The 26625-nt window shown below is 58.9% G+C and carries 17 protein-coding genes and 7 pseudogenes; 15 read left to right on the top strand and 9 right to left on the bottom strand.

Annotation, left to right across the window (positions count from 1 at the left end; all coding sequences use genetic code 11):
• Positions 1–13: 13 nt before the first annotated feature.
• Together fruK and fruB are read right to left on the bottom strand one after the other, a co-directional pair.
• Positions 14–952 carry a 1-phosphofructokinase gene (gene fruK, locus ABOC21_RS07515; protein WP_426814112.1) on the bottom strand — a complete coding sequence of 313 codons (939 nt, stop codon included), beginning with the start codon at positions 950–952 and terminating at the stop codon, positions 14–16.
• Positions 953–2083: a fused PTS fructose transporter subunit IIA/HPr protein gene (fruB, locus tag ABOC21_RS07510; RefSeq protein ID WP_426814111.1), complete on the bottom strand. Its 1131-nt coding sequence runs from the start codon at positions 2081–2083 to the stop codon at positions 953–955.
• Positions 2084–2416: 333 nt separating this feature from the next.
• Between fruB and setB the strand changes: the two are divergent.
• Positions 2417–3599: pseudogene (setB, locus tag ABOC21_RS07505) on the top strand (sugar efflux transporter SetB).
• Between the two features lie 25 nt (positions 3600–3624).
• On the opposite strand, the pseudogene ABOC21_RS07500 reads toward setB, so the two are convergent.
• Positions 3625–3880 (bottom strand): annotated as a pseudogene (locus ABOC21_RS07500) (YkgJ family cysteine cluster protein).
• A 146-nt stretch (positions 3881–4026) separates the two neighbouring features.
• On the opposite strand from ABOC21_RS07500, the gene yeiP reads away from it, so the two are divergent.
• Entirely contained in the window at positions 4027–4599 is a 573-nt protein-coding gene (gene yeiP / locus ABOC21_RS07495; protein ID WP_076945747.1) for an elongation factor P-like protein YeiP, read from the top strand.
• A gap of 79 nt (positions 4600–4678) precedes the next feature.
• Here yeiP and uxuA read toward each other — a convergent pair whose 3' ends face one another.
• The gene (gene uxuA / locus ABOC21_RS07490; RefSeq protein WP_426814110.1) at positions 4679–5869 is read right to left on the bottom strand and encodes a mannonate dehydratase; all 1191 of its coding nucleotides are present in this window, start codon (positions 5867–5869) and stop codon (positions 4679–4681) included.
• A 206-nt stretch (positions 5870–6075) separates the two neighbouring features.
• Here uxuA and ABOC21_RS07485 point away from each other — a divergent pair.
• The 9 genes and pseudogenes from ABOC21_RS07485 (at position 6076) to yejF (ending at position 17731) form a co-directional block, all read left to right on the top strand.
• Positions 6076–7543, top strand: a pseudogene (locus tag ABOC21_RS07485) (mannitol dehydrogenase family protein).
• Positions 7544–7664: 121 nt separating this feature from the next.
• Positions 7665–8643 (top strand): annotated as a pseudogene (locus ABOC21_RS07480) (CobW family GTP-binding protein).
• A gap of 41 nt (positions 8644–8684) precedes the next feature.
• Positions 8685–9392, top strand: coding sequence for a phosphatase PAP2 family protein (locus tag ABOC21_RS07475; RefSeq protein WP_426814109.1), 708 nt, complete (start codon positions 8685–8687; stop codon positions 9390–9392).
• A 424-nt stretch (positions 9393–9816) separates the two neighbouring features.
• Positions 9817–10390 (top strand): annotated as a pseudogene (gene mepS / locus ABOC21_RS07470) (bifunctional murein DD-endopeptidase/murein LD-carboxypeptidase).
• Positions 10391–10575: 185 nt separating this feature from the next.
• A pseudogene (locus ABOC21_RS07465) lies at positions 10576–12126 on the top strand (cyclic di-GMP phosphodiesterase); the annotation flags it as partial.
• Positions 12127–12205: 79 nt separating this feature from the next.
• Positions 12206–14011 carry an extracellular solute-binding protein gene (locus ABOC21_RS07460; RefSeq protein WP_426814108.1) on the top strand — a complete coding sequence of 602 codons (1806 nt, stop codon included), beginning with the start codon at positions 12206–12208 and terminating at the stop codon, positions 14009–14011.
• 9 nt (positions 14012–14020) lie between these two features.
• On the top strand, positions 14021–15115 hold the full coding sequence (locus ABOC21_RS07455) for a microcin C ABC transporter permease YejB (protein WP_426814107.1): 1095 nt from the start codon (positions 14021–14023) through the stop codon (positions 15113–15115).
• Positions 15115–16140, top strand: a complete 1026-nt coding sequence (locus ABOC21_RS07450; protein WP_426814106.1) for a microcin C ABC transporter permease — start codon at positions 15115–15117, stop codon at positions 16138–16140. Before ABOC21_RS07455 ends, ABOC21_RS07450 begins: the two co-directional genes overlap by 1 nt.
• Before the next feature lies 1 nt (position 16141).
• Positions 16142–17731 (top strand): microcin C ABC transporter ATP-binding protein YejF, encoded by a 1590-nt coding sequence (gene yejF, locus ABOC21_RS07445; protein ID WP_426814105.1) that lies wholly within the window; start codon positions 16142–16144, stop codon positions 17729–17731.
• 3 nt (positions 17732–17734) lie between these two features.
• Here yejF and ABOC21_RS07440 read toward each other — a convergent pair whose 3' ends face one another.
• The 3 genes from ABOC21_RS07440 to rsuA form a co-directional block, all read right to left on the bottom strand.
• Positions 17735–18079, bottom strand: coding sequence for a YejG family protein (locus ABOC21_RS07440; protein ID WP_426814104.1), 345 nt, complete (start codon positions 18077–18079; stop codon positions 17735–17737).
• Positions 18080–18410: 331 nt separating this feature from the next.
• Positions 18411–19607, bottom strand: a complete 1197-nt coding sequence (locus tag ABOC21_RS07435) for a Bcr/CflA family multidrug efflux MFS transporter (RefSeq protein WP_426814103.1) — start codon at positions 19605–19607, stop codon at positions 18411–18413.
• Complete coding sequence (gene rsuA, locus ABOC21_RS07430; protein ID WP_426814102.1) at positions 19604–20323, bottom strand: 16S rRNA pseudouridine(516) synthase RsuA; 720 nt, start codon at positions 20321–20323, stop codon at positions 19604–19606. The genes ABOC21_RS07435 and rsuA overlap by 4 nt, the downstream gene beginning before the upstream one ends.
• 147 nt (positions 20324–20470) lie before the next feature.
• Here rsuA and ABOC21_RS07425 point away from each other — a divergent pair, with 147 nt between their 5' ends.
• Together ABOC21_RS07425 and rplY are read left to right on the top strand one after the other, a co-directional pair.
• Positions 20471–22228, top strand: coding sequence for a DEAD/DEAH box helicase (locus ABOC21_RS07425; protein WP_426814101.1), 1758 nt, complete (start codon positions 20471–20473; stop codon positions 22226–22228).
• 137 nt (positions 22229–22365) lie between these two features.
• Positions 22366–22650 carry a 50S ribosomal protein L25 gene (gene rplY, locus ABOC21_RS07420; protein WP_426815596.1) on the top strand — a complete coding sequence of 95 codons (285 nt, stop codon included), beginning with the start codon at positions 22366–22368 and terminating at the stop codon, positions 22648–22650.
• Between the two features lie 57 nt (positions 22651–22707).
• Here the strand turns inward: rplY and ABOC21_RS07415 are convergent.
• Positions 22708–23598 (bottom strand): annotated as a pseudogene (locus ABOC21_RS07415) (LysR family transcriptional regulator).
• 115 nt (positions 23599–23713) lie between these two features.
• Here ABOC21_RS07415 and ABOC21_RS07410 point away from each other — a divergent pair.
• Complete coding sequence (locus tag ABOC21_RS07410) at positions 23714–25018, top strand: serine hydrolase domain-containing protein (RefSeq protein ID WP_426815595.1); 1305 nt, start codon at positions 23714–23716, stop codon at positions 25016–25018.
• Between the two features lie 181 nt (positions 25019–25199).
• Here the strand turns inward: ABOC21_RS07410 and yejK are convergent, their stop codons facing one another.
• Positions 25200–26207 (bottom strand): nucleoid-associated protein YejK, encoded by a 1008-nt coding sequence (gene yejK, locus ABOC21_RS07405; RefSeq protein ID WP_095100661.1) that lies wholly within the window; start codon positions 26205–26207, stop codon positions 25200–25202.
• Between the two features lie 190 nt (positions 26208–26397).
• On the opposite strand from yejK, the gene ABOC21_RS07400 reads away from it, so the two are divergent.
• Positions 26398–26625 carry a YejL family protein gene (locus ABOC21_RS07400; RefSeq protein ID WP_426814100.1) on the top strand — a complete coding sequence of 76 codons (228 nt, stop codon included), beginning with the start codon at positions 26398–26400 and terminating at the stop codon, positions 26623–26625.

Genomic DNA, 26625 nt, shown 5'->3' with positions numbered 1-26625 from the left:
GCCTCTCCTGCTGTTAATTAAACGGTTGTAAGTCGACGCGCGCCATCATTGCGGCCAACTGGGTACGATCGGTAATACCAACGTTGCTCTGGCTCACCGCCAGGGCGGCAACGGCCGTCGCCAGGCGCAGAGTATGCTCGCTGGACTCGCGCATCAGCAGGCCGTAAATCAGGCCGCCGACCATCGAATCGCCGGCGCCAACGGTGCTGACGACGTCGACTGAAGGCGGCCTGGCAATCCACTCTCCGGAGGCGTTAACCCACAGCGCGCCCTCTTCGCCCAGCGAGATAACTACGTGGGCAATCCCCTGCTCGCGCAGGGCGTGGGCGGCGTCAATCACGTCTTTCATTTCCGGCAGCTTGCGGCCGGCCCAAATCTCCAGCTCGCGGCGGTTTGGCTTAACTAACCACGGCGCCGCCTTCAGGCCGGCCACCAGCGCTTCGCGGCTGCTGTCGAAAATAATGCACGGACACTGGCTGCGCAGACGGATCATCCATTCGGTGAAGGCCTCAGGGCTGACGCCTGACGGCAGGCTGCCGCTGACGCAAACCATGTCAAACTGGCCGAGCCAGCTCAGGGAATCGTTGACGAAGCGCTCCCAGTCACCCTGGGTCACCTCAAAGCCGGAGAAGTTAAAGTCGGTGACCTCACCGTCTTTTTCCGTCAGCTTGACGTTAATGCGGGTACGGCCCTGCACAACCTGGAAGCGGTTGGCAATTCCCAGCTCGCTAAACAGCTGCTGAAACCCGTCCTGGTTATCTTTGCCGAGGAAGCCGCCGACGGTGACGTCAATACCAAGATCTTTCAAAACCTTGGCGACGTTGATGCCTTTTCCGGCCGCGTGCAGGCCGGTGGTGCGGACGAGGTTGACTTCGCCGCGCTCAATTTCCGGCGTGAAGCCCACCAGGTCGTATGCCGGGTTTAACGTAATCGTTGCTACACGTCTGCTCATTTATGCGCCCTCCCCAAGGCCTGCGGCGATAGCTTCGCCAATCGCATCCAGCGCTTGTTGCGCATCTGCACCCTGCGCGGTAAAGCGCAGACGGTGACCTTTCTTCACTCCCAGCGCCACCACCTTCATCAGGCTGCGGCCGTTTGCCGGCTTGCCGGAACCGTCGAGGTTGGTGACGGTAATGTCGCTGGAAAACTGTTTGATGGTATTCACCAGCATCGTGCCCGGACGCGCGTGCAGACCGTGTTCGTTGCGCACGACAAATTCGGCGCTCAGCAGGTCTTCAGCAATTGCATCATCGCTGGTCAACAGCGCCAGCAGCGTGGCGCTGTCAGCCGTCAGCAGACGTTCAGCTTTTTTGTCAATCAGCAGATTGCTCAGGCGACTGAGCACCGCGGTCGGCTGCTCGTCGGCCATCGCGACGGTAATCAGCAGCGATACCGGCTGGTCGTCGGCGGTAAATGCGCTGACGGCGCGGCTCACGGCAACGGCGCTGCGCAGATTGCCTTCCGCGCAGTCGTTCAGCCAGATCCCCTGACCCAGGTGCAGCGGCTTATCGTTAATGGTGCGGCTGACAAACGCGGCGTCAACGGCGCCGACCTCTTTCAGCCGCGCGGCGTTCAGCGCCTGCAGGGTCAGCAGATCGCTGGCCGCGATATCGAGGCTTAAGGTGTCGTTATCCAGCTTCAGCACCTCGCTCTGTTTTTCCCCCATCAGCAGGGCGCGCAGCTCTTCGGCCGTGGTAGCGGATCTGAGCTGCTCCGCGACCGAGTCATCGCTGAGCACGTGCGTCAGCTGACGCAGTAATCCGAGATGCTCATCCGAACTGGCGGCGATGCCAATCGCCACGTAGGCCGTCTGTCCCTCTCCCCAGGCTACGCCCTGTGGGAACTGATAGACCTGAACGCCGGTTTTCAGCACCTGGTCGCGCGTGTCGGTGGTGCCGTGCGGGATCGCAATCCCGTTACCAAGGAAAGTCGAGGTCTGCTGCTCGCGCGCCAGCATCCCGTTAACGTAGCCTTCCGCCACGTTGCCTGCGCTTACCAGCGCGGAAGCAACCTGACGAATCGCCTCTTCTTTATTACCGGCCTGCTGACCGGGATGAATATCCTGCACAGATAACTGGAACATGGATCTCCTCTCCTGCTGAGTTGAATCGTTTCAGCTGCCTGGTGAAAAAATACGTCACCGTGCTGCTGAAGAAACACCTGAATGACGCTGAAACGTTTCAAGGAGTCTGTACCTTTATTAATCACCGCGCAAGATAAGTTATCGGCTTGATAACAGAAGTTAGAGATAACGCACATTTTTGCTGAAGCTGTATTGCAAGATTGACCTCCGCTTCAGCATTTTGCTGAACGCAACGTTTTGAAACGCCTCTTTGCTTTATTCATGCCATACTACTGTTCATTTTCTGACTGGCGGCGTAAACTCCGCGACTCCTGAAACCACAGATAACCGCACATGCAAAACAGTAGCGCCGCCCTTCCCCGCCGCGGATTCGATTTGACCTCTTCCGCCTTCCTGATTGTCGCCTTTCTGACCGGGATTGCCGGCGCGTTGCAAACGCCAACCTTGAGCCTGTTTTTGACCAACGAGGTGCACGTGCGCCCGGCGATGGTCGGCTTCTTTTTTACCGGCAGCGCGGTCATCGGCATTCTGGTGAGCCAGTTTCTCGCCGGGCGCTCGGACCGCCGCGGGGATCGTAAACAGACTGATTGTCTTCTGCTGCCTGCTGGGCGTGCTGGCCTGCCTGCTGTTTGCGTGGAACCGCAGCTACTTTGTCCTGCTTTTCGTCGGGGTATTTCTCAGCAGCTTCGGCTCCACCGCCAACCCGCAGATGTTCGCCCTGGCCCGCGAGCATGCGGATAAAACCGGCCGCGAGGCGGTGATGTTCAGCTCGATTCTGCGCGCCCAGGTGTCGCTGGCATGGGTTATCGGCCCGCCGCTGGCCTACGCGCTGGCGATGGGGTTCGGCTTTACCGTGATGTACCTCTGCGCCGCCGTCGCCTTTGTCTTCTGCGGCGCGATAGTCTGGTTCTTTCTGCCCAGCATGCGCAAAGCGCCACAGGCGGCCTCGGGTCAGCTGGAAGCTCCGCGCACCCATCGCCGCGACGCGCTGCTGCTGTTCAGCGTCTGCACGCTAATGTGGGGCATCAACAGCCTCTACATCATTAATATGCCGCTCTATATCATTAATGAGCTGCACCTGCCGGAGAAACTGGCCGGCTTAATGATGGGCGCCGCCGCCGGGCTTGAAATTCCAACGATGCTGATCGCCGGCTATTACGCCCGCCGCTTCGGCAAGCGTTTTCTGATGCGCGCGGCGGCCGTCGCCGGGCTGCTGTTTTACGTCGGCATGCTGCTGGTCCATACGCCAGGGCTGCTGCTGGCTTTACAGCTGCTGAACGCCATTTTTATTGGCATCCTCGCGGGAATTGGCATGCTCTATTTTCAGGATTTAATGCCGGGCCAGGCGGGAGCGGCAACCACGCTGTATGCCAATACCATCCGCGTCGGCTGGATTATTGCCGGATCGCTGGCCGGCGTGGTCGCTGAAATCTGGAGCTATCACGCGGTATTCTGGATTGCGCCTGGCATGGGGGCCATCGCCCAGCTGTGCCTGTGGCGCATCAGGGACATTTAGAGCGTAGAGCGAATACGGCGCGCCGCTAGCCGGCGGTGAGCCGTTCGAGGTGAATAAGGTACGCCATTGCCTCATCGCGCCGGGTGCCGCACATCTCGCGTTCCGGCTGCAGGCTGCCGCAAACTTTCGGGCGCAACGGCGAGCCAAAGATATTGCACAGGTTGCTCGCCGAGAGGCTGGACACAGCGCGTATTCGCGGGCTTGCCGTTCGGCATGCCGGGGATCGGGGATGAGATGGAGGGGGCGATACAGCAGGCACCGCAGTCAGTACGACATTCCATAGATGGTTCTCTTAACGGTGCTTTTTCAGCCTCAGCCTAAACGTTTTATCCGAAGATAGCAAAACGCGCGAATTCCGCTTGCCTGAAAGGCCCGGCGCGAGTAGTTTGACGCGATATTTGACCCTTTACGTTACAGGATTACCGCAATGCCAAGAGCGAATGAAATTAAAAAAGGTATGGTGCTGAATTACAACGGCAAGCTGCTGATTGTGAAAAATATTGATATTCAGTCGCCAAGCGCCCGCGGCGCAGCAACGCTGTACAAAATGCGTTTCGCCGACGTCCGTACCGGCCTGAAGGTTGAAGAACGCTTTAAGGGCGACGATATTGTCGACACCGTGACCCTGACCCGCCGCTACGTTGACTTCTCCTACGTCGACGGCAACGAATACGTATTTATGGATAAAGAAGATTACACCCCGTACATCTTCACCAAAGAGCAGATTGAAGAAGAGCTGCTGTTTATTCCGGAAGGCGGCATGCCGGACATGCAGGTTCTGACCTGGGACGGCCAGCTGCTGGCGCTGGAGCTGCCGCAGACCGTCGATCTGGAAATTGTTGAAACCGCTCCGGGCATCAAGGGCGCTTCCGCCAGCGCGCGCAACAAACCGGCAACCCTGAGCACCGGCCTCGTGGTGCAGGTTCCTGAGTATCTGAGCGCGGGCGAACGCATTCGTATCCATATCGAAGAAAGCCGCTATATGGGCCGCGCCGACTAATCGAACGGCGGGTCGTCAATGCAAAAATGCCCGTCAGTGGCGATGCTGGCGGGCATTTTTTTATCCGACGTGCCGTGAACTACAGCAGTTCCGGATACTTCGTCATCTTCAGCGCCAGCTCAACGCCGCGCACTTCCGCCATCCCCTTCAGGCGACCGATCGCCGAATAACCCGGGTTGGTTTTCTTACGCAGATCGTCCAGCATCTGGTGGCCGTGATCCGGACGGAACGGGATCGGACGCAGATCGCCGGCGCGCCGGCGGCGCAGCTCTTCGCTCAGAATCGCATTCACCACCGCCACCATATTCACGTCGCCGTTCAGGTGCGCCGCCTCGTGGAAGGTTTTCGGATTCTCTTCGCGGCAGGTCGAGCGCAGATGAGTGAAGTGAATACGATCGCCGAAGGTTTCAATCATTTTCACCAGGTCGTTGTCGGCGCGTACGCCGTAGGAGCCGGTGCACATGGTAAAGCCGTTGTGAATGCTATCAACCACCTCTTTCAGCCACTGCATATCTTCGATGGTCGACACGATGCGCGGCAGGCCGAGGATCGGACGCGGCGGATCGTCCGGGTGAACCGCCAGACGAACCCCCACCTCTTCGCATACCGGCACGATGGCGCGCAGGAAGACCGCCATATTTTCGCGCAGCTGCGCTTTATTAATATGGTCATATTCCGCCAGGCGCGCGCGGAACTGCTCGAGGGTGTAGCCCTCTTCGGCTCCCGGCAGGCCGGCAATAATATTGCGGGTCAGCTTTTCGACTTCCGCCGCGCTCATCATCCCGAAGTAGGCCTGCGCCTGGCGCTGCTCCTCTTCGCTGTAGTCGGCCTCCGCGCCGGCGCGCTGCAGAATATGCAGCTCAAAGGCGGCAAAAGCGATTTGATCAAAACGCAGCGCCTTAGATCCGTCCGCTAGCTGATACTCCAGATCGGTGCGCGTCCAGTCGAGGATCGGCATGAAGTTGTAGCACACGGTATCGATCCCGCAGGCCGCCAGGTTGCGGATGCTCTGCTGATAGTTGGCAATCCAGGTCGCATACTCCCCGCTGTGGGTTTTGATCTCTTCATGCACCGGGATGCTTTCGACGACCGACCACGTCAGCCCTTTTTCCGCCAGCAGCGCCTGGCGCTGCTTAATCTCTGCAACGGGCCAGACCTGCCCGTTCGGAATATGGTGCAACGCGGTAACCACGCCCGTCGCGCCGGCCTGTCGTACATCATCAAGCGATACCGGATCGTTCGGTCCGTACCAACGCCAGGTTTGCTCCATCGCTATACCCCTTTAAAGTTGTTATACCAATAACGCGAAAATCAATGACGACTACCATACAGGCTTCTCGTGAAGGATCAATTTATCCCGCTAAATTGATTGATCCAGCTCACACTAAGCGTATAAACACGGCTCACCAATTTAATTTGTTGTCATATAACTTTAGACTGATTGTGTTAATCATTGGTTAATCAGGTGTGTAAAGAATGACAACTATTGCTACAGCTACGCTACCGGAAGAGGTGCAGCTTCCCCGCTACGATCGCAGTCAGTCTGCGCTCGCGTATTGTGCACTTTGGGTTTGGCGCCTTTCATCGCGCGCACCAGGCGCTGCTCACCGACCGGGTGCTCAACGCCAGCGGCGGCGACTGGGGGATCTGCGAAATAAGTCTGTTCAGCGGCGATCGGCTGATGAGCCAGCTCCGTCAGCAGGATCACCTGTTTACCGTGCTGGAGAAAGGGGCGCAGGGCAACAGGGCTATCGTGGTCGGCGCGGTCCACGAGTGCCTGAACGCCAAACTCGATTCTCTCCCGGCGATAATAGAGAAGTTTTGCGAACCGCAGGTCGCCATCGTCTCCCTGACGATTACGGAAAAAGGCTACTGCATCGATCCGGCCAGCGGCCTGCTGGATATCAGGCAGCCGCGCATCGTGCACGATCTGGACAACCCGACGCAGCCGCAGTCGGTTCCGGGCATTCTGGTCGAGGCGCTCGCCCGCCGCCGCGAGCGCAACCTGCCGCCGTTTACCGTGCTCTCCTGCGATAATATTCCGGACAATGGCCACGTGGTGAAAAACGCCGTGCTGGGCATGGCGGAGAAACGCTGTCCGCAGCTGGCGCAGTGGATTGCCGAACAGGTCAGCTTCCCGGGTACGATGGTTGACCGCATCGTTCCCGCCGCCACCGACGAGTCGCTGGCGGAAATCAGCGCCGCGCTGGGCGTCGAAGATCCCTGCGCCATCAGCTGCGAGCCGTTTATTCAGTGGGTGGTTGAAGATAACTTCGTCGCCGGCCGCCCGGCGTGGGAAACCGCCGGTGTGCAGATGACCGACAACGTGCTGCCGTGGGAGCAGATGAAGCTGCGGATGCTCAACGGTAGCCACTCTTTCCTCGCCTGGCTCGGCTACCTGGCGGGCAATGCGCATATCAGCGACTGTATGCAGGATGAGGTGCTGCGCGCCGCCGCGCGACGGCTGATGCTCGCTGAGCAGGCGCCAACGCTCTCTATTGAAGGCGTCGATCTAACGAGCTACGCCGACGGCCTTCTCGAGCGCTTCAGCAACCCGGCGTTAAAGCATCGCACCTGGCAGATCGCCATGGACGGTAGCCAGAAGCTCCCGCAGCGCATGCTTGACGGTATTCGGCTGCACCTCGCGCGCGGCAGCCGCTGGCCGCTGCTGGCGCTCGGCGTCGCGGGCTGGATGCGCTACGTCAGCGGCGTGGACGATGCCGGTCAGCCGATCGACGTGCGCGATCCGCTGGCGGAGAAAATCCAGGCCCTGGTCGCCAGCAGCCGGGAACAAGAGCGGGTCAGCGCCCTGCTCTCCCTCGAAGAGATTTTTGCCAGCGACCTCCCGCGCAGCGCGGAATTCGTGGCCAACGTGACGTCAGCCTGGCGCCAGCTCTCATCGCTGGGTGCGCGCAACGCTATCGCCGCCGCGCTGGATTCTTAACAATTTCTGCGGTTTAACGGACAGAAATATTTTCTGTCCGCCCCAACCCTTCTCTTTTCCCCTTTTTTTCGTCAGGATAGTCTCAACTGTTACAACATTACATTTGTATCCTGGAGAAAAGGTGACCAAAACAAACTTGATCACGGGGTTTCTCGGCAGCGGTAAAACGACCTCGATTCTTCATCTGCTGGCCCATAAGCCTGCGGATGAAAAATGGGCCGTACTGGTCAATGAATTTGGCGAAGTTGGCATCGACGGCGCTCTGCTGGCCGATAGCGGCGCGCTGCTTAAAGAGATCCCCGGCGGCTGCATGTGCTGCGTCAACGGCCTGCCAATGCAGGTCGGGCTAAATACGCTGCTGCGCCAGGGGAAGCCGGACCGCCTGCTGATTGAGCCCACCGGGCTCGGTCACCCAAAGCAGATCCTCGATATTCTCACCGCCGCGGTCTACGAGCCGTGGATCGACCTGCGCGCGACGCTGTGCGTCCTCGATCCCCGTCAGCTTCTGGATCCGAAGGTCGTAGCCAACGAAAACTTCCGCGACCAGCTGGCCGCCGCCGACGTCATTATCAGCAATAAAACCGACCGGATGACCGCTGAAAGCGAGCGCGCCTTCAGCACCTGGTGGCAGGAGTATGCCGGCAGACGCCTGCAGGTCAGCGCCACCCAGGGGAGCATTGACCCGGCGCTGCTGGATCTGCCGCGCCTCAATCTTCGCCCGCTGCCGGAAAGCGCGGAACACGCCCACGCCCATGGACAGAAAAAAGGACTGGCGGCGCTGAGTCTCCCCGGCCACCAGCGCTGGCGCCGCAGCCTGAACGGCGGTCAGGGCTACCAGGCCTGCGGCTGGATTTTTGATGCGGATACCACCTTTGATACCGTTGGCCTGCTGGAGTGGGCGCGCCTGGCCCCGGTGGGCCGGGTGAAGGGCGTGATGCGTATTGCCGAAGGCCTGGTGCGGATTAACCGTCAGGGGCTGGACCTCAATATTGAAACGCAGAACGTTGCCCCGCCGGACAGCCGCATTGAGCTCGATCTGCGACGGCGAAGCGGACTGGAATGCGCTACAAGCCACTCTGTTGAGGCTACGTTTAAGTTAAGGCGGCTATGTTTGCCCTCGTTTACCTAATATGCGACCGTTATGAATAAAACCCGAATCCCCCTAATCCTGCTGCTTAACGCCGCGGGCGTTGCGCTTTTTTTATCATGGTATCTGCCCGTCAACCACGGGCTGTGGTTGCCGCTGGATTCCGCCATTTTCCACTTCTTTAACCATAACGTGGGCATCAACCGCGGCTATACCTGGCTGCTGGCGATTATCAACAACCGCGCTTTCGACGCCTGCTCTTTGCTGGCAATGGGCAGCTTGATGCTGAGCTTCTGGCTGAAAGAGCAAAGCGCCGGCCGCCGCCGAATCGTGATTATCGGCCTGGTGATGCTGCTCTCCGCGGTGGTGATAAACCAGCTGGCGCAGCACCTGATGCCGGTTAAGCGCGCCAGCCCGTCGCTCTCGTTTAGCGGTATCGTCAAGGTCAGCGACGTGGTCTCATTCCCGACGAAAGATGGCTCGAAGGATAGCTTCCCGGGCGATCACGGGATGATGCTGCTGATTTTCGCCACCTTCATGTGGCGCTATTTTGGCCGTCGGGCGTTTGCTATTTCCCTCGCCATTTTCGTTGTGTTTGCCTTCCCGCGGGTGATGATTGGCGCCCACTGGTTTACCGATATTGCCGTCGGTTCATTAACCGCGCTGCTGATCGGCGCTCCCTGGGTTCTGTTGACCCCGTTGAGCGACAAACTGATTGCCTGGTTCGATCGAACCCTGCCCGGCGGAATGCATAAAAATTAACATTCCCGTCGCATATTATTAAATATCCATAAGGGATCGTTCTCGGTCCCTTTTTTTATGTTGCGCCCTTTTTATCCCCGCCATCATCTTCCTGTCACATTGATCGTCTTAAAAATGAGGTAATTGCGTATTTTTTACCCATCTTTGCCGCTATTTTGTCCTTTCCCGATGATTCACTTTTTGTCGCAAAAATTCTTATAAGAAATCGCGCAAAACCGCTCGCCATCCCACTGTTGATAGGGTAATCTCGTTCTCGTTTTGCCTTTCCAGCAACGTAAAACCGGCACCAGAATTAAATTGTGCGTTACCGCACAAATTTGGGTTTCAGGAATTGTCTCATTGCTGCCAGGTATTTAGGCTCTAACACGTTTGGCATTTTTTATAACGACATTGTCGTTAAGGACAACAAGGGAAAACAAACAACATGGTCAAATCTCAGCCGATTTTGAGATATATCCTGCGGGTCGTTCCCGCAGTTGCAGTGGCAGTTTTGCTCTCTGCCTGTAGTTCGACCAGTAGTACCGCAAAGAATATGCATTCTGAGACGCTTGCTGTGGGTAGTGGCGATTTATCATCACTGCAAGCCTCTCAGGATGAATTTGAAACAATGGTCAGCAATCTGGACGTCAAGTCCCGCCTGATGGACCAGTATGCCAGCTGGAAAGGCGTGCGTTACCGCCTTGGCGGCAGCACCCGGAAAGGCATCGACTGTTCGGCATTCGTGCAGCGTACCTTCCGCGAACAGTTTGGCCTGGAACTGCCGCGCTCCACTTCAGAGCAGCAGGATTCCGGCAAGTCGATTTCACGGTCCCAGGCTGCGTACGGGTGATTTAGTCCTGTTCAGAGCGGGTTCCACCGGCCGCCATGTGGGGATCTACATTGGCAACAGCCAGTTTGTTCATGCTTCCACCAGCAGCGGAGTGACCATCTCCAGCATGAACGAGCCGTACTGGAAAAAGCGCTATAACGAAGCGCGTCGCGTGCTGAGCCGTTCGTAATCTCTTCGGTCGTCAGTTTTCCCTTGGCTGACGAACGAAAATTAAAAACACTGCCGAGGCAGTGTTTTTTTTGCTCATTGCCCCGCAAAGCCGCAATATAAGCTATGTCTTTAAATGGAAACGGTGAAATCGTTTTTCTGTCACCCCCATTGGCGCGCCTCATAAACACGGACTGACTATAGCCTATGCTTACCCGCTACTTCTCACCCCGACGAAAAATCTGGCTGACCAGCACCCTGATTGGGATTTTCGTCGCCCTGCTGGCCAGTAGCATCCAATTTATGGTTATCTATCACAACCGTGCAGAACGCTTTGACTCCATCATCAAAAACGTCAACGTTTACCTGAATAAATACTTCCACGAGCTTAATCAGACCATTGCCGAACTGCAGCCGCTGGTCGACCAGAATTGCGAGAATATCGCCTCTGGCCTGACCGCGCACGCCGCGTTTAGCCCGAACGTGCGGGCCTTTCTGCTGGTCAAAAATGGCCAGGCGTTTTGCTCTTCGGCTACCGGGCCAATGAACAGCCCCCTGGCGCGGCTCATTCCCCAGCTCGATATCAGTAAACCTGTCGCTATGGCCATTCTGCCGGGTACGCCGATGATGCCCAAAAGCTCGGCGCTGGCGCTATGGGTACGCAGCCCGCACGGCGGCAACGACGGCGTTTTCGTATCAATCAATACCAACCTGACGCCCTATATTCTCTATTCTGCCCGCCAGAATGACTTCAGCGGGCTGGCGCTGGTGGTCAACAACCGCGCCATTTCGGCCTTCAGCAGCCGGCTGCTTAACCCCGACGCGATCCCCGCCACGCCGAGTCGCGAAGCGCAGATCGAGGGGCTGCCGCTCAAGGTTTATCTCTACGCCAACAGCTGGCTGGCTGAAAACACCCAGTACGCCCTGCTGTTAGGCGTGGTATGCGGCCTGCTGGCGGGGCTGCTGGGCTATTACGTACTAACGATCAAGTCCGATCCGCGAAAAGCGATCATGGTGGGAATAAAGAACGACCAGTTTTATATCGTCTATCAGCCGGTCGTTAAAGCCGATACGCTGCGCATTAGCGGCGTTGAGGTGCTGATGCGCTGGCGGCATCCGGTCGCCGGCGAAATCCCTCCGGACGTCTTTATCAACCTGGCCGAAACCCAGCAGATGATCGTCCCGCTGACCCACCATCTGCTGGCGCTGATCGCGCGCGACGCGCCAACGCTGCAAAAGATCCTGCCGGCGGGAAGCAAGCTCGGCCTGAATATCTCCCCGGCTCACCTGCACGCCGACAGCTTTAAGCCGGATCTACGGCGCTTCGCCGCCGCCCTGCCGGCCAGCCACTTTAGCGTGGTGCTGGAGATAACCGAACGCGCGATGATCGATAAGCACCGATCGCTGGCCATCTTTGACTGGCTGCACGAGCAGGGCTTTGAAATCGCGATTGATGATTTTGGCACCGGCCACAGCGCGCTGATCTATCTTGAACGCTACAACTTCGACTATCTGAAAATCGATCGCGGCTTCGTGCAGGCTATCGGGACCGAAACCGTCACCTCGCCGGTGCTTGATGCCGTGCTGACGCTGAGCCGCCGCCTGCAGCTTCTGACCGTTGCCGAAGGGGTTGAAACGCCTGAGCAGGCAGAGTGGCTGCGCCAGCACGGCGTTCAGTATCTGCAGGGCTACTGGATAAGCCGGCCGCTGCCGCTGGAAACGCTGCTCGCCGCGCATGACGAACCGGCGAAATACTTCGCCCCGCCGGGCGCTGATAATGATTTAATCTACGGACGGGCCCGCTCTGGCGCCGCCGACAGAGGATGATAACCTGGCCATGTTTGCGCGTATCTGCCTGATATTAATTACCTTCATTAGCCTTAACGGTCAGGCGCAGACCGTGAAAGAGAGCCACAGCTTCGCCATTATCGGCGAGCCGAAATATCCTGACGGCTTTAGCCATTTCGCCTACGCCAACCCGACGGCGCCAAAAGGCGGCGGCATCACGCTCGCCACCATTGGCACCTTCGACAACTTCAACCGCTATGCGCTGCGCGGCAATCCCGGCGTGCGTACCGATGCCCTGTACGATACTTTATTCACCACCTCTGACGACGAAGCGGGCAGCTACTATCCGCTGATCGCCAACGGGGCGCGCTACGCCGATGACTTTTCGTGGGCAGAGGTCACCATCAATCCGCAGGCCCGCTTTCATGACGGCACGCCGATCCGCGCCAGCGACGTCGCCTTTACCTTCCAGAAATTTATGACCGAAGGCGTCCCGCAGTTTCGCCTGTACTATAAAGGCACCAGCGTCAAGGTTATTGCCCCGCTCACCGTGCGCATTGAGCTCGGCGAGGCGGGCAAAGAGAACATGCTCGGCCTGTTCACCCTGCCGGTGATGCCGGAAAAATTCTGGCGCGACCATAAGCTCAGCGATCCGCTCTCCACCCCGCCGCTGGCCAGCGGCCCCTATCGCATTACCGACTGGCGGATGGGGCAGTACATCGTTTACTCGCGCGTTAAAACCTACTGGGCGGCCAATCTTGCGGTCAACCGCGGGCGCTGGAACTTCGATACGCTGCGCTACGACTACTATCTCGACGATAACGTCGCCTTCGAGGCCTTTAAGGCGGGGGCGGTAGACCGGCGGGAGGAGACGATGGCCAAAAACTGGGCCACCCGCTACGTGGGACGCAACTTTACGCGCGGCTACATCGTGAAGGATGAGTATCAGAATACCTCGGCACAGGATACCCAGTGGCTGGCATTCAACATTCAGCGCCCGGTGTTTGCCGATCGTCAGGTACGCGAAGCCATCACCCTCGCCTTCGATTTTGAATGGATGAACAAGGCGCTGTTTTACAACGCCTACAGCCGCGCCAACAGCTACTTCCAGAATACCGAGTACGCGGCCCGCGCGGCGCCCGATGCCGATGAGCTCGCCCTGCTGACGCCGATGAAAAACGATCTCCCGCCCGAGGTCTTCACCGGTCTGTATCAGCCGCCGCGATCCGACGGCGGCGGTTTCGATCGGGCGAATCTGCTGAAGGCGGACGACCTGCTCAACCGGGCCGGCTGGGTGTTGAAAAACCAGCGCCGGGTGAACGGGAAAACCGGGAAGCCGCTGCGTTTTGAGCTGCTGCTGCCCGCAGGCGGGAACGATCGCTGGGTTCTGCCCTTTCAGCACAACCTGCGGCGTCTCGGCATCACCATGGATATTCGCCAGGTTGATAATTCCCAGTACAGCAATCGCCGCCGCAGCCGGGATTACGATATGATGCCGGTGGTCTGGCGGGCGACGCCGTGGCCCGGCACCGACCTGCAGATCTCCTGGGACTCGGCCTATATTCACTCCAGCTACAACGCGCCGGGAGTGCAAAGCCCGGTCGTGGATCGCCTCATCGCGCAGATTATTCGCTGGCAGGGCAATAAGCAGAAGCTGCTGCCCTTAGGCCGCGCGCTGGATCGGGTGCTCACCTGGAACTACTACATGCTGCCGATGTGGTATATGGCGCAGGACAGAACGGCCTGGTGGGATAAGTTCTCGTTCCCGCCTACGCGGCCGATGTACTCCTCCGGCTTTGACAGCTGGTGGTATGACGTTAACAAAGCGGCAAAATTGCCCGCGGACAGACGCTAAGGAACGACGATGGGCGCATACCTGATCCGCCGACTGCTGCTGATTATCCCGACCCTGTGGGCGATCATCACGATCAACTTTTTTATTGTTCAGATTGCCCCCGGCGGCCCGGTCGATCAGGCCATCGCCGCCGTTGAGTTCGGCAATCATAGCGGGATGCCGGGCGCGGGCGACAGCGGAATGGCCGCCAGCCACGCGCGTACCGGGGTTAGCAACGTCAGCGAGGGCCACTACCGCGGCGGGCGCGGCCTCGACCCGGAGATTATCGCCGAGATAACCCATCGCTACGGCTTTGATAAGCCCATCCACGAGCGCTACCTGAAAATGCTCGGCGACTACCTGCGCTTTGATTTCGGCGACAGCCTGTTTCGCAGCGCCTCGGTGCTGCAGCTGATCAAAAACAGCATGCCGGTCTCCATTACTCTTGGCCTGTGGAGTACGCTGATTATCTACCTGGTGTCGATCCCGCTCGGCATCCGTAAAGCCGTCAGCAACGGCAGCCATTTTGATATCTGGAGCAGCACGCTGATTATTATCGGCTACGCGATCCCGGCATTCCTGTTCGCGATTTTGCTGATCGTTATTTTCGCCGGCGGCAGCTATTTCGACCTGTTCCCGCTGCGCGGGCTGGTCTCGGCTAATTTCGCCAGCCTGCCGTGGTATCAGAAGATCCTCGACTACCTCTGGCACATCACGCTGCCGGTGCTGGCGACGGTGATCGGCGGCTTTGCGGCGCTCACCATGCTGACCAAAAACAGCTTTCTGGATGAGATCCGCAAGCAGTACGTGGTCACCGCCCGCGCCAAAGGGGTGAGTGAAAAGCAGATTTTGTGGCGCCACGTGTTCCGCAACGCCATGCTGCTGGTTATAGCCGGTTTTCCGGCGATGTTTATCAGCATGTTCTTTACCGGTTCGCTGCTGATCGAAGTGATGTTCTCCCTCAACGGCCTGGGGCTGCTGGGCTATGAGGCGACGGTTTCGCGCGACTATCCGGTGATGTTTGGCACGTTGTATATTTTTACGCTGATTGGCCTGCTGCTTAATATCGTCAGCGATATTTGCTACACGCTGGTCGATCCGCGTATCGATTTTGAGGGCCGCTGATGTCTTTTTTGAGTCCCGTCAACCAGGCCCGCTGGGCGCGCTTTCGCCACAACCGCCGCGGCTACTGGTCGCTGTGGCTGTTTTTGATCCTCTTCGTCTGCAGCCTCGGCGCGGAGCTGATTGCCAACGACCGTCCGCTGCTGGTGCAGTACCGCGGCAGCCTGTACGTTCCGCTATTAAAAGAGTATAGCGAGAAGACCTTCGGCGGCGACTTCGCCACCGCCGCCGACTATCAGGATCCGTGGCTGCAGAAGCAGCTCGACGCTCACGGCTGGGTGCTGTGGGCGCCGGTGCGCTTCGGGGCGACGAGCATCAACTTTGCCACCCAGTCCCCCTTCCCCTCACCGCCGTCGTCGCAGAACTGGCTCGGCACCGACGCCAACGGCGGCGACGTGCTGGCGCGAATCCTGTACGGAACGCGGATCTCAATCCTGTTCGGCCTGCTGCTGACGCTCTTTTCCAGCGTCCTCGGCGTGCTGGCGGGCGCCATCCAGGGCTACTACGGAGGCAAAATCGACCTCTGGGGGCAACGCTTTATTGAAGTGTGGTCGGGAATGCCGACGCTGTTTTTAATTATTCTCCTCTCCAGCGTCGTGCAGCCCGGCTTCTGGTGGCTGCTGGCAATTACCGTCCTGTTCGGCTGGATGACGCTGGTGGGCGTGGTGCGCGCCGAGTTTCTGCGCACCCGTAACTACGACTATATCCGCGCGGCGCAGGCGCTGGGGGTGAACGACCGCAGCATCATCCTGCGCCATATGCTGCCCAACGCGATGGTCGCCACCCTCACCTTCCTGCCGTTTATTCTCTGCAGCTCGATTACCACCCTGACTTCGCTGGATTTTCTTGGCTTCGGTCTGCCCCTGGGCTCGCCTTCGCTGGGCGAGCTGCTGCTGCAGGGGAAAAATAACCTGCAGGCGCCGTGGCTGGGGATCGCCGCCTTTTTGTCCGTCGCGGTGCTGTTAACGCTTTTAATTTTCATTGGTGAAGCGGTTCGCGACGCCTTCGACCCCAGTAAGGCGGTATAAGATGGCGCAGCCTCTGTTAGAAATCGACAATCTCTCCATCGCCTTTCGCCAGCAGGGTGAAACCCGGACCGTCGTCAGCGAACTGTCGCTGCACATTGCGGCGGGGGAAACCCTGGCGCTGGTGGGCGAATCCGGCTCCGGGAAGAGCGTTTCCGCGCTGTCGGTGCTGCGCCTGCTCCCCTCGCCGCCGGTAAGCTACCCCAGCGGCGATATCCGCTTTCACGGCCAGTCGCTGCTGCATGCCGACGAGCGAACTCTGCGCGGGGTGCGCGGCAACCGTATCGCCATGATTTTTCAGGAGCCGATGGTGTCGCTCAATCCGCTGCATACCCTGGAAAAGCAGCTCTATGAAGTGCTCTCTCTGCATCGCGGAATGCGCAAAGAAGCCGCCCGGGGAGAGATTCTCGACTGCCTGGAGCGCGTCGGCATTCGCCAGGCCCCTCGCCGGCTGGCGGACTATCCGCATCAGCTCTCCGGCGGCGAGCGCCAGCGGGTGATGATCGCCATGGCCCTGCTCACCCGCCCGGAGCTGCTGATTGCCGACGAACCGACCACCGCGCTGGACGTTTCGGTACAGGCGCAAATTCTGCAGCTGCTGCGCGAACTGAAGCAAGAGCTGAACATGGGGCTGCTGTTTATCACTCATAATCTGAGCATCGTCCGCCAGCTCGCCGACCGGGTGGCGGTGATGCAAAACGGGCGCTGCGTCGAGCAAAACGACCGCCGTGCCCTTTTTTCCGCCCCTCAACATCCCTACACCCGCCGCCTGCTGGATAGCGAACCGGCGGGGCTGCCGGTGCCGCTGGCGCTCGATGCGCCGCTGCTGCTCGAAGCAAGCGGGCTCAGCGTCGCCTTTCCCGTTCGTCGGGGCCTTCTGCGCCGGGTGGTTGAGCATAATAGGGTGGTTAACGGCCTGAGCTTTCAGCTGCGCGCCGGCGAAACCCTGGGCCTGGTGGGCGAGTCCGGTTCCGGCAAAAGCACCACCGGGCTGGCGCTGCTGCGCCTGATTGCCTCTGAGGGGGGAATTGTCTTTGATGGTCAGACGCTGCAGGGGCGCAATCGCCGGCAGATGCTGCCGCTGCGCCGTCGGATGCAGGTCGTGTTTCAGGATCCGAACTCATCGCTGAACCCGCGGCTAAACGTTTTACAGATTATTGAGGAAGGGCTGCGCGTCCACCAGCCGACGCTGACCTCCGCCGAGCGTGAGCGGGCGGTTATTCAGGTGATGCAGGAAGTGGGGCTGGACCCGCAAACGCGCCTGCGCTACCCGGCCGAGTTTTCCGGCGGCCAGCGGCAGCGTATCGCTATCGCCCGGGCGCTGATTGTCAAACCGCAGCTTATCGTGCTGGATGAACCCACCTCGTCGCTGGATAAGACCGTACAGGCGCAAATCCTCGCCCTGCTGAAGACGTTACAGCAAAAGCATCGGCTGGCCTATATTTTTATCAGCCACGATCTGCGCGTCGTGCGGACGCTATGCCATCAGGTGATAGTGCTACGGCAAGGAGAGGTGGTTGAGCAGGGAGAGTGCGATCGCGTATTTACCGCTCCGCAGCAGGAGTATACCCGCCAGCTGCTGGCGCTGGGCTGACGGTTAGAACGGGTTGTTGCCGGAGAAGGGTTCGGCAATGGCTACGCCGAAGTTTTTCAAACGACAGGTGGCGGCAAACTCGTCCTGCATGCTGACAAACAGGCACGGCTCCCCTTCACATTCCACGATTGAGCAGTCGACTTCGATGTCGCTGAGCGCCTGGCTAAGCTTATGCATAACCGACCACGCATTCTCGCCGTCCGGGCTGAGTAACTTCAGCGCCACGAGGCTATTTTCGCTCTGCGCGCCGTTTTGCGGAATCGGTTCAACTCTTGAACCCGCAAAACCGGCCAGCCAGCGATAGCTTTGCGGCAGTCGGTGTACGATAGAGAGTTGCTGTGTATTCACCTGGTTTTCCCCGGAAGCAAAATGCTTCACAATAAATTTACATCAATATTAACACATTGTTGACAAATAGTCCTGTCTCAGCGTGGAAAACGTTTACACCGGCGCGGCGCCGGGGTTAACCGCTTATTATCCAGAACTTTATAGTTTCGCTGCTGAACCGTTCGGGGCTATATGTACCCGTTTCTGTGATCCAAAACAACTTTTTTATCGCAACATTGCGACTTTTTACACGAATTGATTTTACATAAAAGAAACAAATAGCAGAATAACGAAGCCCGCTGCGGTTGATATGCATCAAAAAAGGGGCTGAAATAGCCCCCTTAAATGCGATTCAAAGCGCAACCTTTCGCCGCCGGCTGGCGTAGAGGTAGAAGAGAATGGAGCTGCTGGCGCAGAAAGCGATAGAGATCAGCATCGGCCAGGCGGTGGTGAAGGTCGCCATCGACAGCAGCGCGCCGACAATCGCGCCGATGCCGAAGCGGAAGGTTCCCGCCAGCGAAGAGGCCGTTCCGGCCATATGCGGGAACTCATCAAGAATGACCGCCATCGCGTTCGAGGACACCATCGACACGCAGCCGATAAACGCCGCCACGCCGAACACCAGCGCCCAGAAGCCGACATCAAACAGCGCGCAGACCACCATCCACACGGCCATTGCGAACTGGATCCACAGCCCGGCGCGGAACATATTCAGCGCCCCAATCCGCCGGACGAAGCGGCTGTTAATCATGGTCATGACGAACAGGAAGGCCACGTTGAGCGCAAAATAGTAGCCAAAGTGCTGCGGAGAAACGTGGTTAATATTGATGTAAACAAACGGGCCGGCGCTGAGAAATGAGAACATCCCGGCGAAGCTGAAGCCGCTCGCCAGCATATAGCTCAGCACGCGCTTATGGCGGAACAGGGTGGCAAAGTTGCCGAGCGTGGTGCGCACATGAAACTTCTGCCGCCGCTCCGGGGGCAGGGTTTCGCTAATGAAGAATGCGATCATCGCCGAGGCCAGCAGCGCCGCCACCGCAAGGATCCAGAATATCGCGTGCCAGCTGAACCATACCAGCACCGCCCCGCCCACCATCGGCGCGACCAGCGGGGCGATGGTGGTCACCAGCATCACGAAGGACATCATCCGCGAGAACTCTTCTTTCGGATAAATATCGCGCATCAGGGCGTTAATCACCACGCTCGCCGCTGCCGCCGCGAGGCCGTGGAAGAAGCGCATGGTAATCAGCATTTCGATGGTCTGCGACAGCGCGCAGGCCACCGCGGCGGCGGCAAAAACCAGGGTTCCCCCGAGGATCACCGGCTTGCGGCCCAGGCTGTCGGCCATCGGGCCGTACAGCAGCTGGCCTAAGGCAAAGCCCAGAATATAGGTGCTAAGCGTCATCTGCGCGCTGCCGTCCGGCACGTTAAACTGCGCCGAGATCACCGGCAGAGCCGGGAGATACATATCAATCGACAGCGGCATAAGCATGGCCAGCAGGCCAAGAATAAACACAATCCCCAGGGAAGAATTCTGTTTTGCGGTCACGTTTTGCTCCGCGCATGCTGAACGCCGACGCTGGCAATCTCTTCTTCCGTCAGCGGGCGATACTCGCCGGGCTCCAGAGAGTCGTCCAGCGCGATAGCGCCGATTCGTTCACGATGCAGGCCGACAACGTGGTTGCCCACGGCGGCAAACATCCGCTTAACCTGATGGTAGCGCCCTTCGCTGATGGTCAGCCGAACCTCCGTCGGGGTCACCACTTCAAGAACCGCTGGCCGGGTCAGCTCCTTTTCATTATGCAGCTGAACGCCCCGGGCAAACTGCTCCGCGGTGCTTTCATCGACCGGGTTTTCCAGGCTCACCAGATAGGTCTTTTCGCAGTGATGGCGCGGAGAGGTAATACGGTGCGACCACTGGCCGTCGTCGGTCATCAGCACCAAGCCGGTAGTATCGATATCCAGACGCCCTGCGGCATGCAGCTTGTGCGCCACCGGGACGTCAAGAAAATAGAGCACCGTCGGGTGATCCGGATCGTCGGTCGAGCAAACGTAACCCTGCGGCTTGTTAAGCATAAAGTAGCGCGGGCCGTTCTGCTGGGTCAGCGTATTGCCGTCATACTCAACGTCATGCTCCGGCAGGAGCTTGAACGAAGCGTCTTTCACGATTTCACCATCCACAAGAACGCGGCTGCTGCGGATTTCACGTCCGGCAATAGCCCTGCTGACGCCAAGTTGCTGAGCGATAAACTTATCAAGTCGCATGAGATTTTTTTAGCCTGTAATAATGCTGGAGCGGGCAAGCGCCCGAAAAAGAAGAAATTCATTGGCTAGTATAACGGGCTCTTAACGCCACTCAAGGGAAAAGATTCATGGCATACTATTTGCGAGTTAATTAACGCCTGTGAAGCCATGAATTTTACCTTACGCCCCTACCAAAAGGAGGCGGTCGATGCCACCTTAGCCTGGTTTCGTCGCCACTATGAGCCCGCCGCCATCGTCCTGCCGACCGGGGCCGGCAAAAGCCTGGTCATTGCCGAGCTGGCGCGCCTGGCCCGCGGCCGCGTGCTGGTGCTGGCGCACGTCAAGGAGCTGGTGGCGCAAAACCACGCGAAGTATCTTGCCCTTGGGCTGGAAGCCGATATTTTCGCCGCCGGGCTGAAGCGTAAAGAGAGCCAAGGAAAGGTGGTTTTCGGCAGCGTGCAGTCGGTTGTCCGCAATCTTGAGCAGTTCCAGGGGGAGTTTTCGCTGCTGATCGTCGATGAGTGCCACCGCATCGGCGATGACGACGATAGTCAGTACCAGCAAATTATCGCCCACCTGCGGCGGGTCAATCCGCAGCTGCGTCTGCTCGGGCTCACCGCCACGCCGTTTCGCCTCGGCAAGGGGTGGATCTATCAGTTCCATTATCATGGCATGGTGCGCGGCGACGAGAAGGCGCTGTTTCGCGACTGCATTTATGAACTGCCCCTGCGCTACATGATTAAAAATGGCTATCTGACGCCGCCGGAGCGGCTCGACATGCCGGTGGTGCAGTACGATTTCAGCCGCCTGCAGGCGCAGAGCAACGGCCTGTTCAGCGAGGCCGACCTCAACCATGAACTGAAAAAACAGCGGCGCATTACGCCGCATATCGTCAGCCAGATCGTTGAGTTTGCCCAAACGCGAAAAGGGGTGATGATTTTCGCCGCGACGGTGGAGCATGCGCGGGAGATCACCGGCCTGCTGCCCGCAGGCGAGGCCGAGCTGATTACCGGCGAAACGCCGGGGCCGCAGCGCGACCGCATGATTGAATCGTTTAAAGCGCAGCGCTACCGCTATCTGGTCAACGTGGCGGTTCTGACCACCGGCTTTGACGCCCCGCATGTCGATCTTATCGCCATTCTGCGCCCCACCGAATCGGTCAGCCTCTATCAGCAGATCGTCGGCCGCGGCCTGCGCCTGGCGCCGGGGAAAACCGACTGCCTGATCCTCGACTATGCCGGCAACCCGCACGATCTCTACGCGCCTGAGGTCGGGACGCCGAAAGGTAAAAGCGACAACGTGCCGGTGCAGGTATTCTGTCCGGCCTGCGGTTTCGCCAATACCTTCTGGGGCAAAACCACCGCCGACGGGACGCTGATCGAACATTTTGGCCGCCGCTGCCAGGGCTGGTTTGAAGATGATGAGGGCCATCGCGAGCAGTGCGACTTTCGCTTTCGCTTTAAGAACTGCCCGCAGTGTAATGCGGAAAACGATATCGCCGCCCGCCGCTGCCGCGAGTGCGATACGATCCTCGTCGACCCGGATGATATGCTGAAGGCGGCGCTGAAGCTTAAAGATGCGCTGGTGCTGCGCTGTAGCGGCATGGATCTGCAGCACGGCGCCGACGACAAAGGCCCGTGGCTGAAAATCACCTACTACGATGAAGACGGCGCCGACGTCAGCGAGCGCTTCCGCCTGCAGACTCCCGCCCAGCGCACCGCGTTTGAACAGCTGTTTATTCGCCCGCACACCCGCACGCCCGGCGTGCCGCTGCGCTGGATAACCGCTGCCGATATCCTTGCCCAGCGGGCGCTGCTGCGCCATCCGGACTTTGTCGTCGCCCGCATGAAGGGGCAATACTGGCAGGTGCGGGAGAAAATGTTCGACTATCAGGGACGCTTTCGCCGGGCCAACGAACTGCGCTAATCAGCGTTAAGGCTGAGGTTTTGATTGCTGTAAAAACCTCATGCGGCTATAATGCCGCCCGCTTTTGCATTCGCAAAGCAGATCATCTGCCTGCTGCTGGGTCGCCTGTAGCAGGATTTAAATATAGAGAGACATCAATGTTTACTATCGACGCAGAAGTACGTAAAGAGCAGGGTAAGGGTGCGAGCCGCCGCCTGCGTGCAGCTAATAAATTCCCGGCCATCATTTATGGCGGCGAAGCTACTCCGGTAGCAATTGAGCTGGACCAGGACAAAGTGTGGAACATTCAGGATAAAGCTGAGTTCTACAGCGAAGTTCTGACCATCGTTATCGCTGGTAAAGAAGAAAAAGTTAAGGTTCAGGCTGTTCAGCGTCACCCGTTCAAGCCGAAACTGGCTCATATCGACTTCGTTCGCGCTTAATCGCCGAAAGTCAGTTGAATGGCAAACGCCCCGGTCCGCAAGGTCCGGGGCGTTTTGTTATGTGCTTTGCGTCCACAGCGCCGGCGCTAAATCGATAACCGTCTTCAGGGCCTGGTGCTTGTTCATTCCCGGCTGCCAGAGCATCACCATCGTGACGTTCAGCCCCTGACTGCCGACCTCGGTTTCAATTTTACTCACCCCGTCCCAGCGCTGCGCCTGAAAATGATCGGCCAAAAATCCCCACCCCTGCCCCTGCTGCATGGCGTGGCGCAGCAGCGTGATTTCATTCATATACTGCGTATGGCCGGAGATTTGCAGCCGGCGGGCTATCTGATCGTCAGAGCGGCGATGCATCACCAGCTGCGGCACCAGCGCCAGGTTCAGCAGCGTCAGCGGCCTCGCGTAGCCGGTAAACAGCCGCTCTGCGGCATAAAATCCCAGCTCAACGGTCCCCAGCGCGCGCCACTCCATCTCGCTGCCAAGGGTGCGGTTATTGGCCTAGCATATCGCCAGATCGGCATGGCCGTCGGCCAGCGCCTGTTCAGCCTCGCGACGCGATGCGCTCCAGCAGCTCATTCGCAGCTGGCGCTGCGCAAGATCGTCGGCCAGGGCGCAGAGAAAGCCGCGCGGCACAAAGGGATCGTACGCCACCCTCAGCTCCTGCCACGCCGTGCCCGGCAGCGTCCGGGCAAAGGACTCAAAAGCCTGCGCCTGGCGCAGCAGCAGATGCGCCTGGCGAAAAAGCTGCTCCCCCTCCGCGGTTAACGCCAGGCTCCGCCCCTGGCGCAGAAATAGCGCATAGCCCAGCGCGTCTTCCAGATAATCCAACAGATCGCGCAGCGTGGTGCGATCTTTGCCGAGACGAATTGCCGCCCGCGAAAGCGAGCCCGTTTCGGCGACGGTGGCGAATGCTTCAATTTGCGCAAAAGAGTACTGCAGCGTCTTCATACCTTCCCATCCTTGCGGGGGAAAATCCCCCATCGGCTGATTTTAGCCTGCGGCCGATGATTCATATACTGCGCGTCGGGTTGTAATGGCTAACAAGGAATTTCTGATGACAAACATGAAAACGCTCAAACCGCTGGCTCTGGCGCTGATGCTAACCGCCCTGCCCGGCGTCGCGCTGGCTCAGGCTCAGCCGCAGCAGTCGTGCGGCGGCGTGCTGCTCGATACCTGCCCGACGCCGTTTGATAAAACGCTGCCGGCGGCCAAAGAGATGCTCAGTTGGGATCAGGCCGATCGGGTGATTGGTTTTCGTAACGACTATCGTAACTATGCCGGCGACGTCTTTCACCACGGAGCCGCCGTTGCGCTGCAGCAGGCGGACAGGCAGCTGACCGACGTCAGCTATACCCTAAACGGCCACACCTGGAACCTGTCGGACTACCTGCAGCGCCAGAACGTTACCGGCTTCCTGGTACTGAAAGAGGGCAAAATTGCCTACAAATACCTTGGCGCCGGCAACACTGATACGACCCTGTGGACCTCACGATCGGTCGGCAAAGCGGTGGTCTCCACGCTGGTCGGTATCGCCATCCAGCAGGGGAAAATCCACTCTTTAGATGACCTGGTGACCGATTATGAACCCGACCTTAAAGGGACGGCCTGGGACGGCGTGACGCTTCGTCAGCTGATTCAGCACACCTCCGGCGTCGAGTGGAATGAGGACTACACCAACCCGCAGTCCCACTTCGCCCGGCTGACCCAGTGCGAAGCGCATCCGGGCGCCTACGACTGCGTACGTCAGATCGTCGCCTCCCTGAAGCGCGCGCATCCGGCCGGAGAGCAGTGGTCCTACTCCTCCGGCGGCGCGTGGCTGCTGGGGGATATCGTGGAGCGGGCAACCGGCATGTCCCTTGCCGCCTGGCTGGAACAGTCGCTGTGGCAGCCCGGCGGCATGGCCCACGATGGCGTGTGGCACGCCTATCAGCAAGGGAAGCACGACGTCGGCGCCCACGGCTTCAACGCCACGCTTGAAGACTGGGGACGTTTCGGTGAATTCGTTGCCCGGGACGGGCGTCTGGCCAACGGCGAATCGCTGGTGCCTGACGGCTGGTTCGATATGGCCGCCGACTGGACTCAGGCGCAGAACTCGCTCTCCGCGGCGCACCCGGACGGAATTTACGGGTTCCAGTGGTGGAATAACGCGATTCCGGCCAATGCTAAAAACGTCGAACCTACGGCTCAGCAGGGGCTGAAGGATTCCCTGTGGGCGCTCGGCATCTACGGCCAGGTGATTATGGTCAATCGCGCCGAACATCTGGTTATCGTCCAGTGGTCAACCTGGCCGCAGGCGGAGCCTTCGTTTAACGCTCAGCCGCTGGAGGCCGCGCTGATGTATAGCGCGATCGCCCGCCAGCTGCGCTAAACCGTATCGCTCTTTGCCCGTTCTGCGGCAAAGAGCGACGCTGAATTGAGCGCCAGGCGCTGCAGCAGCATGATGGTTTTGCCATCCACGATCTCACCGTCGCGGCTGGCACGGTGCGGCGTTGAAACCACGTGGTTAAGGAAGGGAAACGCCCGCGGCCCGCGGCCGGGAGCGTTGAGTTTCAGCTTCCGCCGGAAGTCCGGCGCTGCAGCTGATCGCGCAGATTCGGCGGCGTGCCTTTGATGGTTAGCGTATCCGTCGCCGGGTCCCAGAATACGCGCTCGCCGAGCAGCATGGCATCAAAGTTGATCGTCAACCCGCCGCCGCTGCCGGCAAACTTAGTTAACTGCCGCAGAGTGCTGCGATCCGCCGGGAAGCTCTCTTCCAGCTCATACCCCTGTTCGGCGGTAAACTCCTGGAAACTCTTCTCGCTCACCCCCGCCAGCTCTTTAGAGAGCGATTCGAGCTCGATCTCTTCTCCGGACTGCAGCTGCTCGCTGCAGTAGGCGTAAACCTGCTGCCGCACGTTCTGCCGCTCGGATTTATCCAGCTGCGCGTCGGCGGCAAAATCATCCACCGCCTGCAGCAGGCCGCGGTTCTGCGCTTTGGCGTTCAGCCCTTCGCTGGCACCGAGGAAATCCATAAAGAAATCGGCGACCTTGCGCCCTACCCGGCCTTTCAGGAAGGTCAGATAGCGGGTCGATTCCGGGTTCGTCTCCCACTCGGTTAAATCAATGCGCGCCACGATATCGGCATGATTGATGTCCAGGTAGTGGGTGGAGCGGATATCCAGCTCTTCGTTGACCCGCATGCTGCTCAGGTTGTTGAGCACCGCCACCAGCAGATACTCAACCGCCAGATAGCGATACTGGCAAAACAGGACGATCCCGCCTTCGGCAAAGGGATATTTCGCCAGCTCGTCGCGCAGGCGGCCGGTGGCCGCGCGGCTGAACGGCAGAAAATCCTCTTCACCTTTGCGCTGCAGGCGCAGCGCCTGCGCCAGCTCGCTCTCTTCATTAAACAGGCCATAGGCCTTGTTTTTCGCGCTATAGACGCGATGCAGTTCGGCCATCATCTCCACGACCGTGGCATTAGGCTCGAGCAGCGAATCGCGCAGCACCAGCTCGAGGTTTTGTTCATCACGTTTAATTAACTGATGCAGGGCAATCTGGTCGATATCCAGACTCATGTTAAACTCTCCTTTTAGACCGGGCGGTATTCAACCACCGCCGGGACGGCGACGCAACCGGCGCGTGACTCTTCGGCTAGCGGAGACTCGCGATCCTGCGCGCTTTTGCGCCGTGGCGAAAAAATGCGGAAAAAAAGCTGCTGCTACGGTAATATGTTGCCCTTTCACGAACAAACAGATTTTGACTTTTATGCCGCAATTATCCCGCTATAGTGATGAACACGTCGAACGGCTGCTCAGCGAGCTGACCAACGTGCTGGAAACACACAAAGCCCCCGTTGACCTTTCACTGATGGTGCTAGGCAATATGGTGACCAACCTGATCAATAGTAGCGTCGCGCCGGCGCAGCGTCAGGCGATCGCCCGTTCTTTTGCCCAGGCTCTGCAGTCCTCAATCAACGACGATCCGGCGCACTAA

The sequence above is a fragment of the Klebsiella sp. WOUb02 genome, assembly GCF_050058015.1.
Taxonomy (GTDB): domain Bacteria; phylum Pseudomonadota; class Gammaproteobacteria; order Enterobacterales; family Enterobacteriaceae; genus Klebsiella.
This window is presented reverse-complemented; position numbering and strand designations above follow the sequence as displayed.

Bases quoted from the DNA above. Each gene is read 5' to 3' on its own strand.
- fruK (WP_426814112.1), bottom strand. From the start codon at position 952: ATGAGCAGACGTGTAGCAACGATTACGTTAAACCCGGCATACGACCTG.
- fruB (WP_426814111.1), bottom strand. From the start codon at position 2,083: ATGTTCCAGTTATCTGTGCAGGATATTCATCCCGGTCAGCAGGCCGGT.
- yeiP (WP_076945747.1), top strand. From the start codon at position 4,027: ATGCCAAGAGCGAATGAAATTAAAAAAGGTATGGTGCTGAATTACAAC.
- uxuA (WP_426814110.1), bottom strand. From the start codon at position 5,869: ATGGAGCAAACCTGGCGTTGGTACGGACCGAACGATCCGGTATCGCTT.
- ABOC21_RS07475 (WP_426814109.1), top strand. From the start codon at position 8,685: ATGAATAAAACCCGAATCCCCCTAATCCTGCTGCTTAACGCCGCGGGC.
- ABOC21_RS07460 (WP_426814108.1), top strand. From the start codon at position 12,206: ATGTTTGCGCGTATCTGCCTGATATTAATTACCTTCATTAGCCTTAAC.
- ABOC21_RS07455 (WP_426814107.1), top strand. From the start codon at position 14,021: ATGGGCGCATACCTGATCCGCCGACTGCTGCTGATTATCCCGACCCTG.
- ABOC21_RS07450 (WP_426814106.1), top strand. From the start codon at position 15,115: ATGTCTTTTTTGAGTCCCGTCAACCAGGCCCGCTGGGCGCGCTTTCGC.
- yejF (WP_426814105.1), top strand. From the start codon at position 16,142: ATGGCGCAGCCTCTGTTAGAAATCGACAATCTCTCCATCGCCTTTCGC.
- rsuA (WP_426814102.1), bottom strand. From the start codon at position 20,323: ATGCGACTTGATAAGTTTATCGCTCAGCAACTTGGCGTCAGCAGGGCT.
- ABOC21_RS07425 (WP_426814101.1), top strand. From the start codon at position 20,471: ATGAATTTTACCTTACGCCCCTACCAAAAGGAGGCGGTCGATGCCACC.
- rplY (WP_426815596.1), top strand. From the start codon at position 22,366: ATGTTTACTATCGACGCAGAAGTACGTAAAGAGCAGGGTAAGGGTGCG.
- ABOC21_RS07410 (WP_426815595.1), top strand. From the start codon at position 23,714: ATGAAAACGCTCAAACCGCTGGCTCTGGCGCTGATGCTAACCGCCCTG.
- yejK (WP_095100661.1), bottom strand. From the start codon at position 26,207: ATGAGTCTGGATATCGACCAGATTGCCCTGCATCAGTTAATTAAACGT.
- ABOC21_RS07400 (WP_426814100.1), top strand. From the start codon at position 26,398: ATGCCGCAATTATCCCGCTATAGTGATGAACACGTCGAACGGCTGCTC.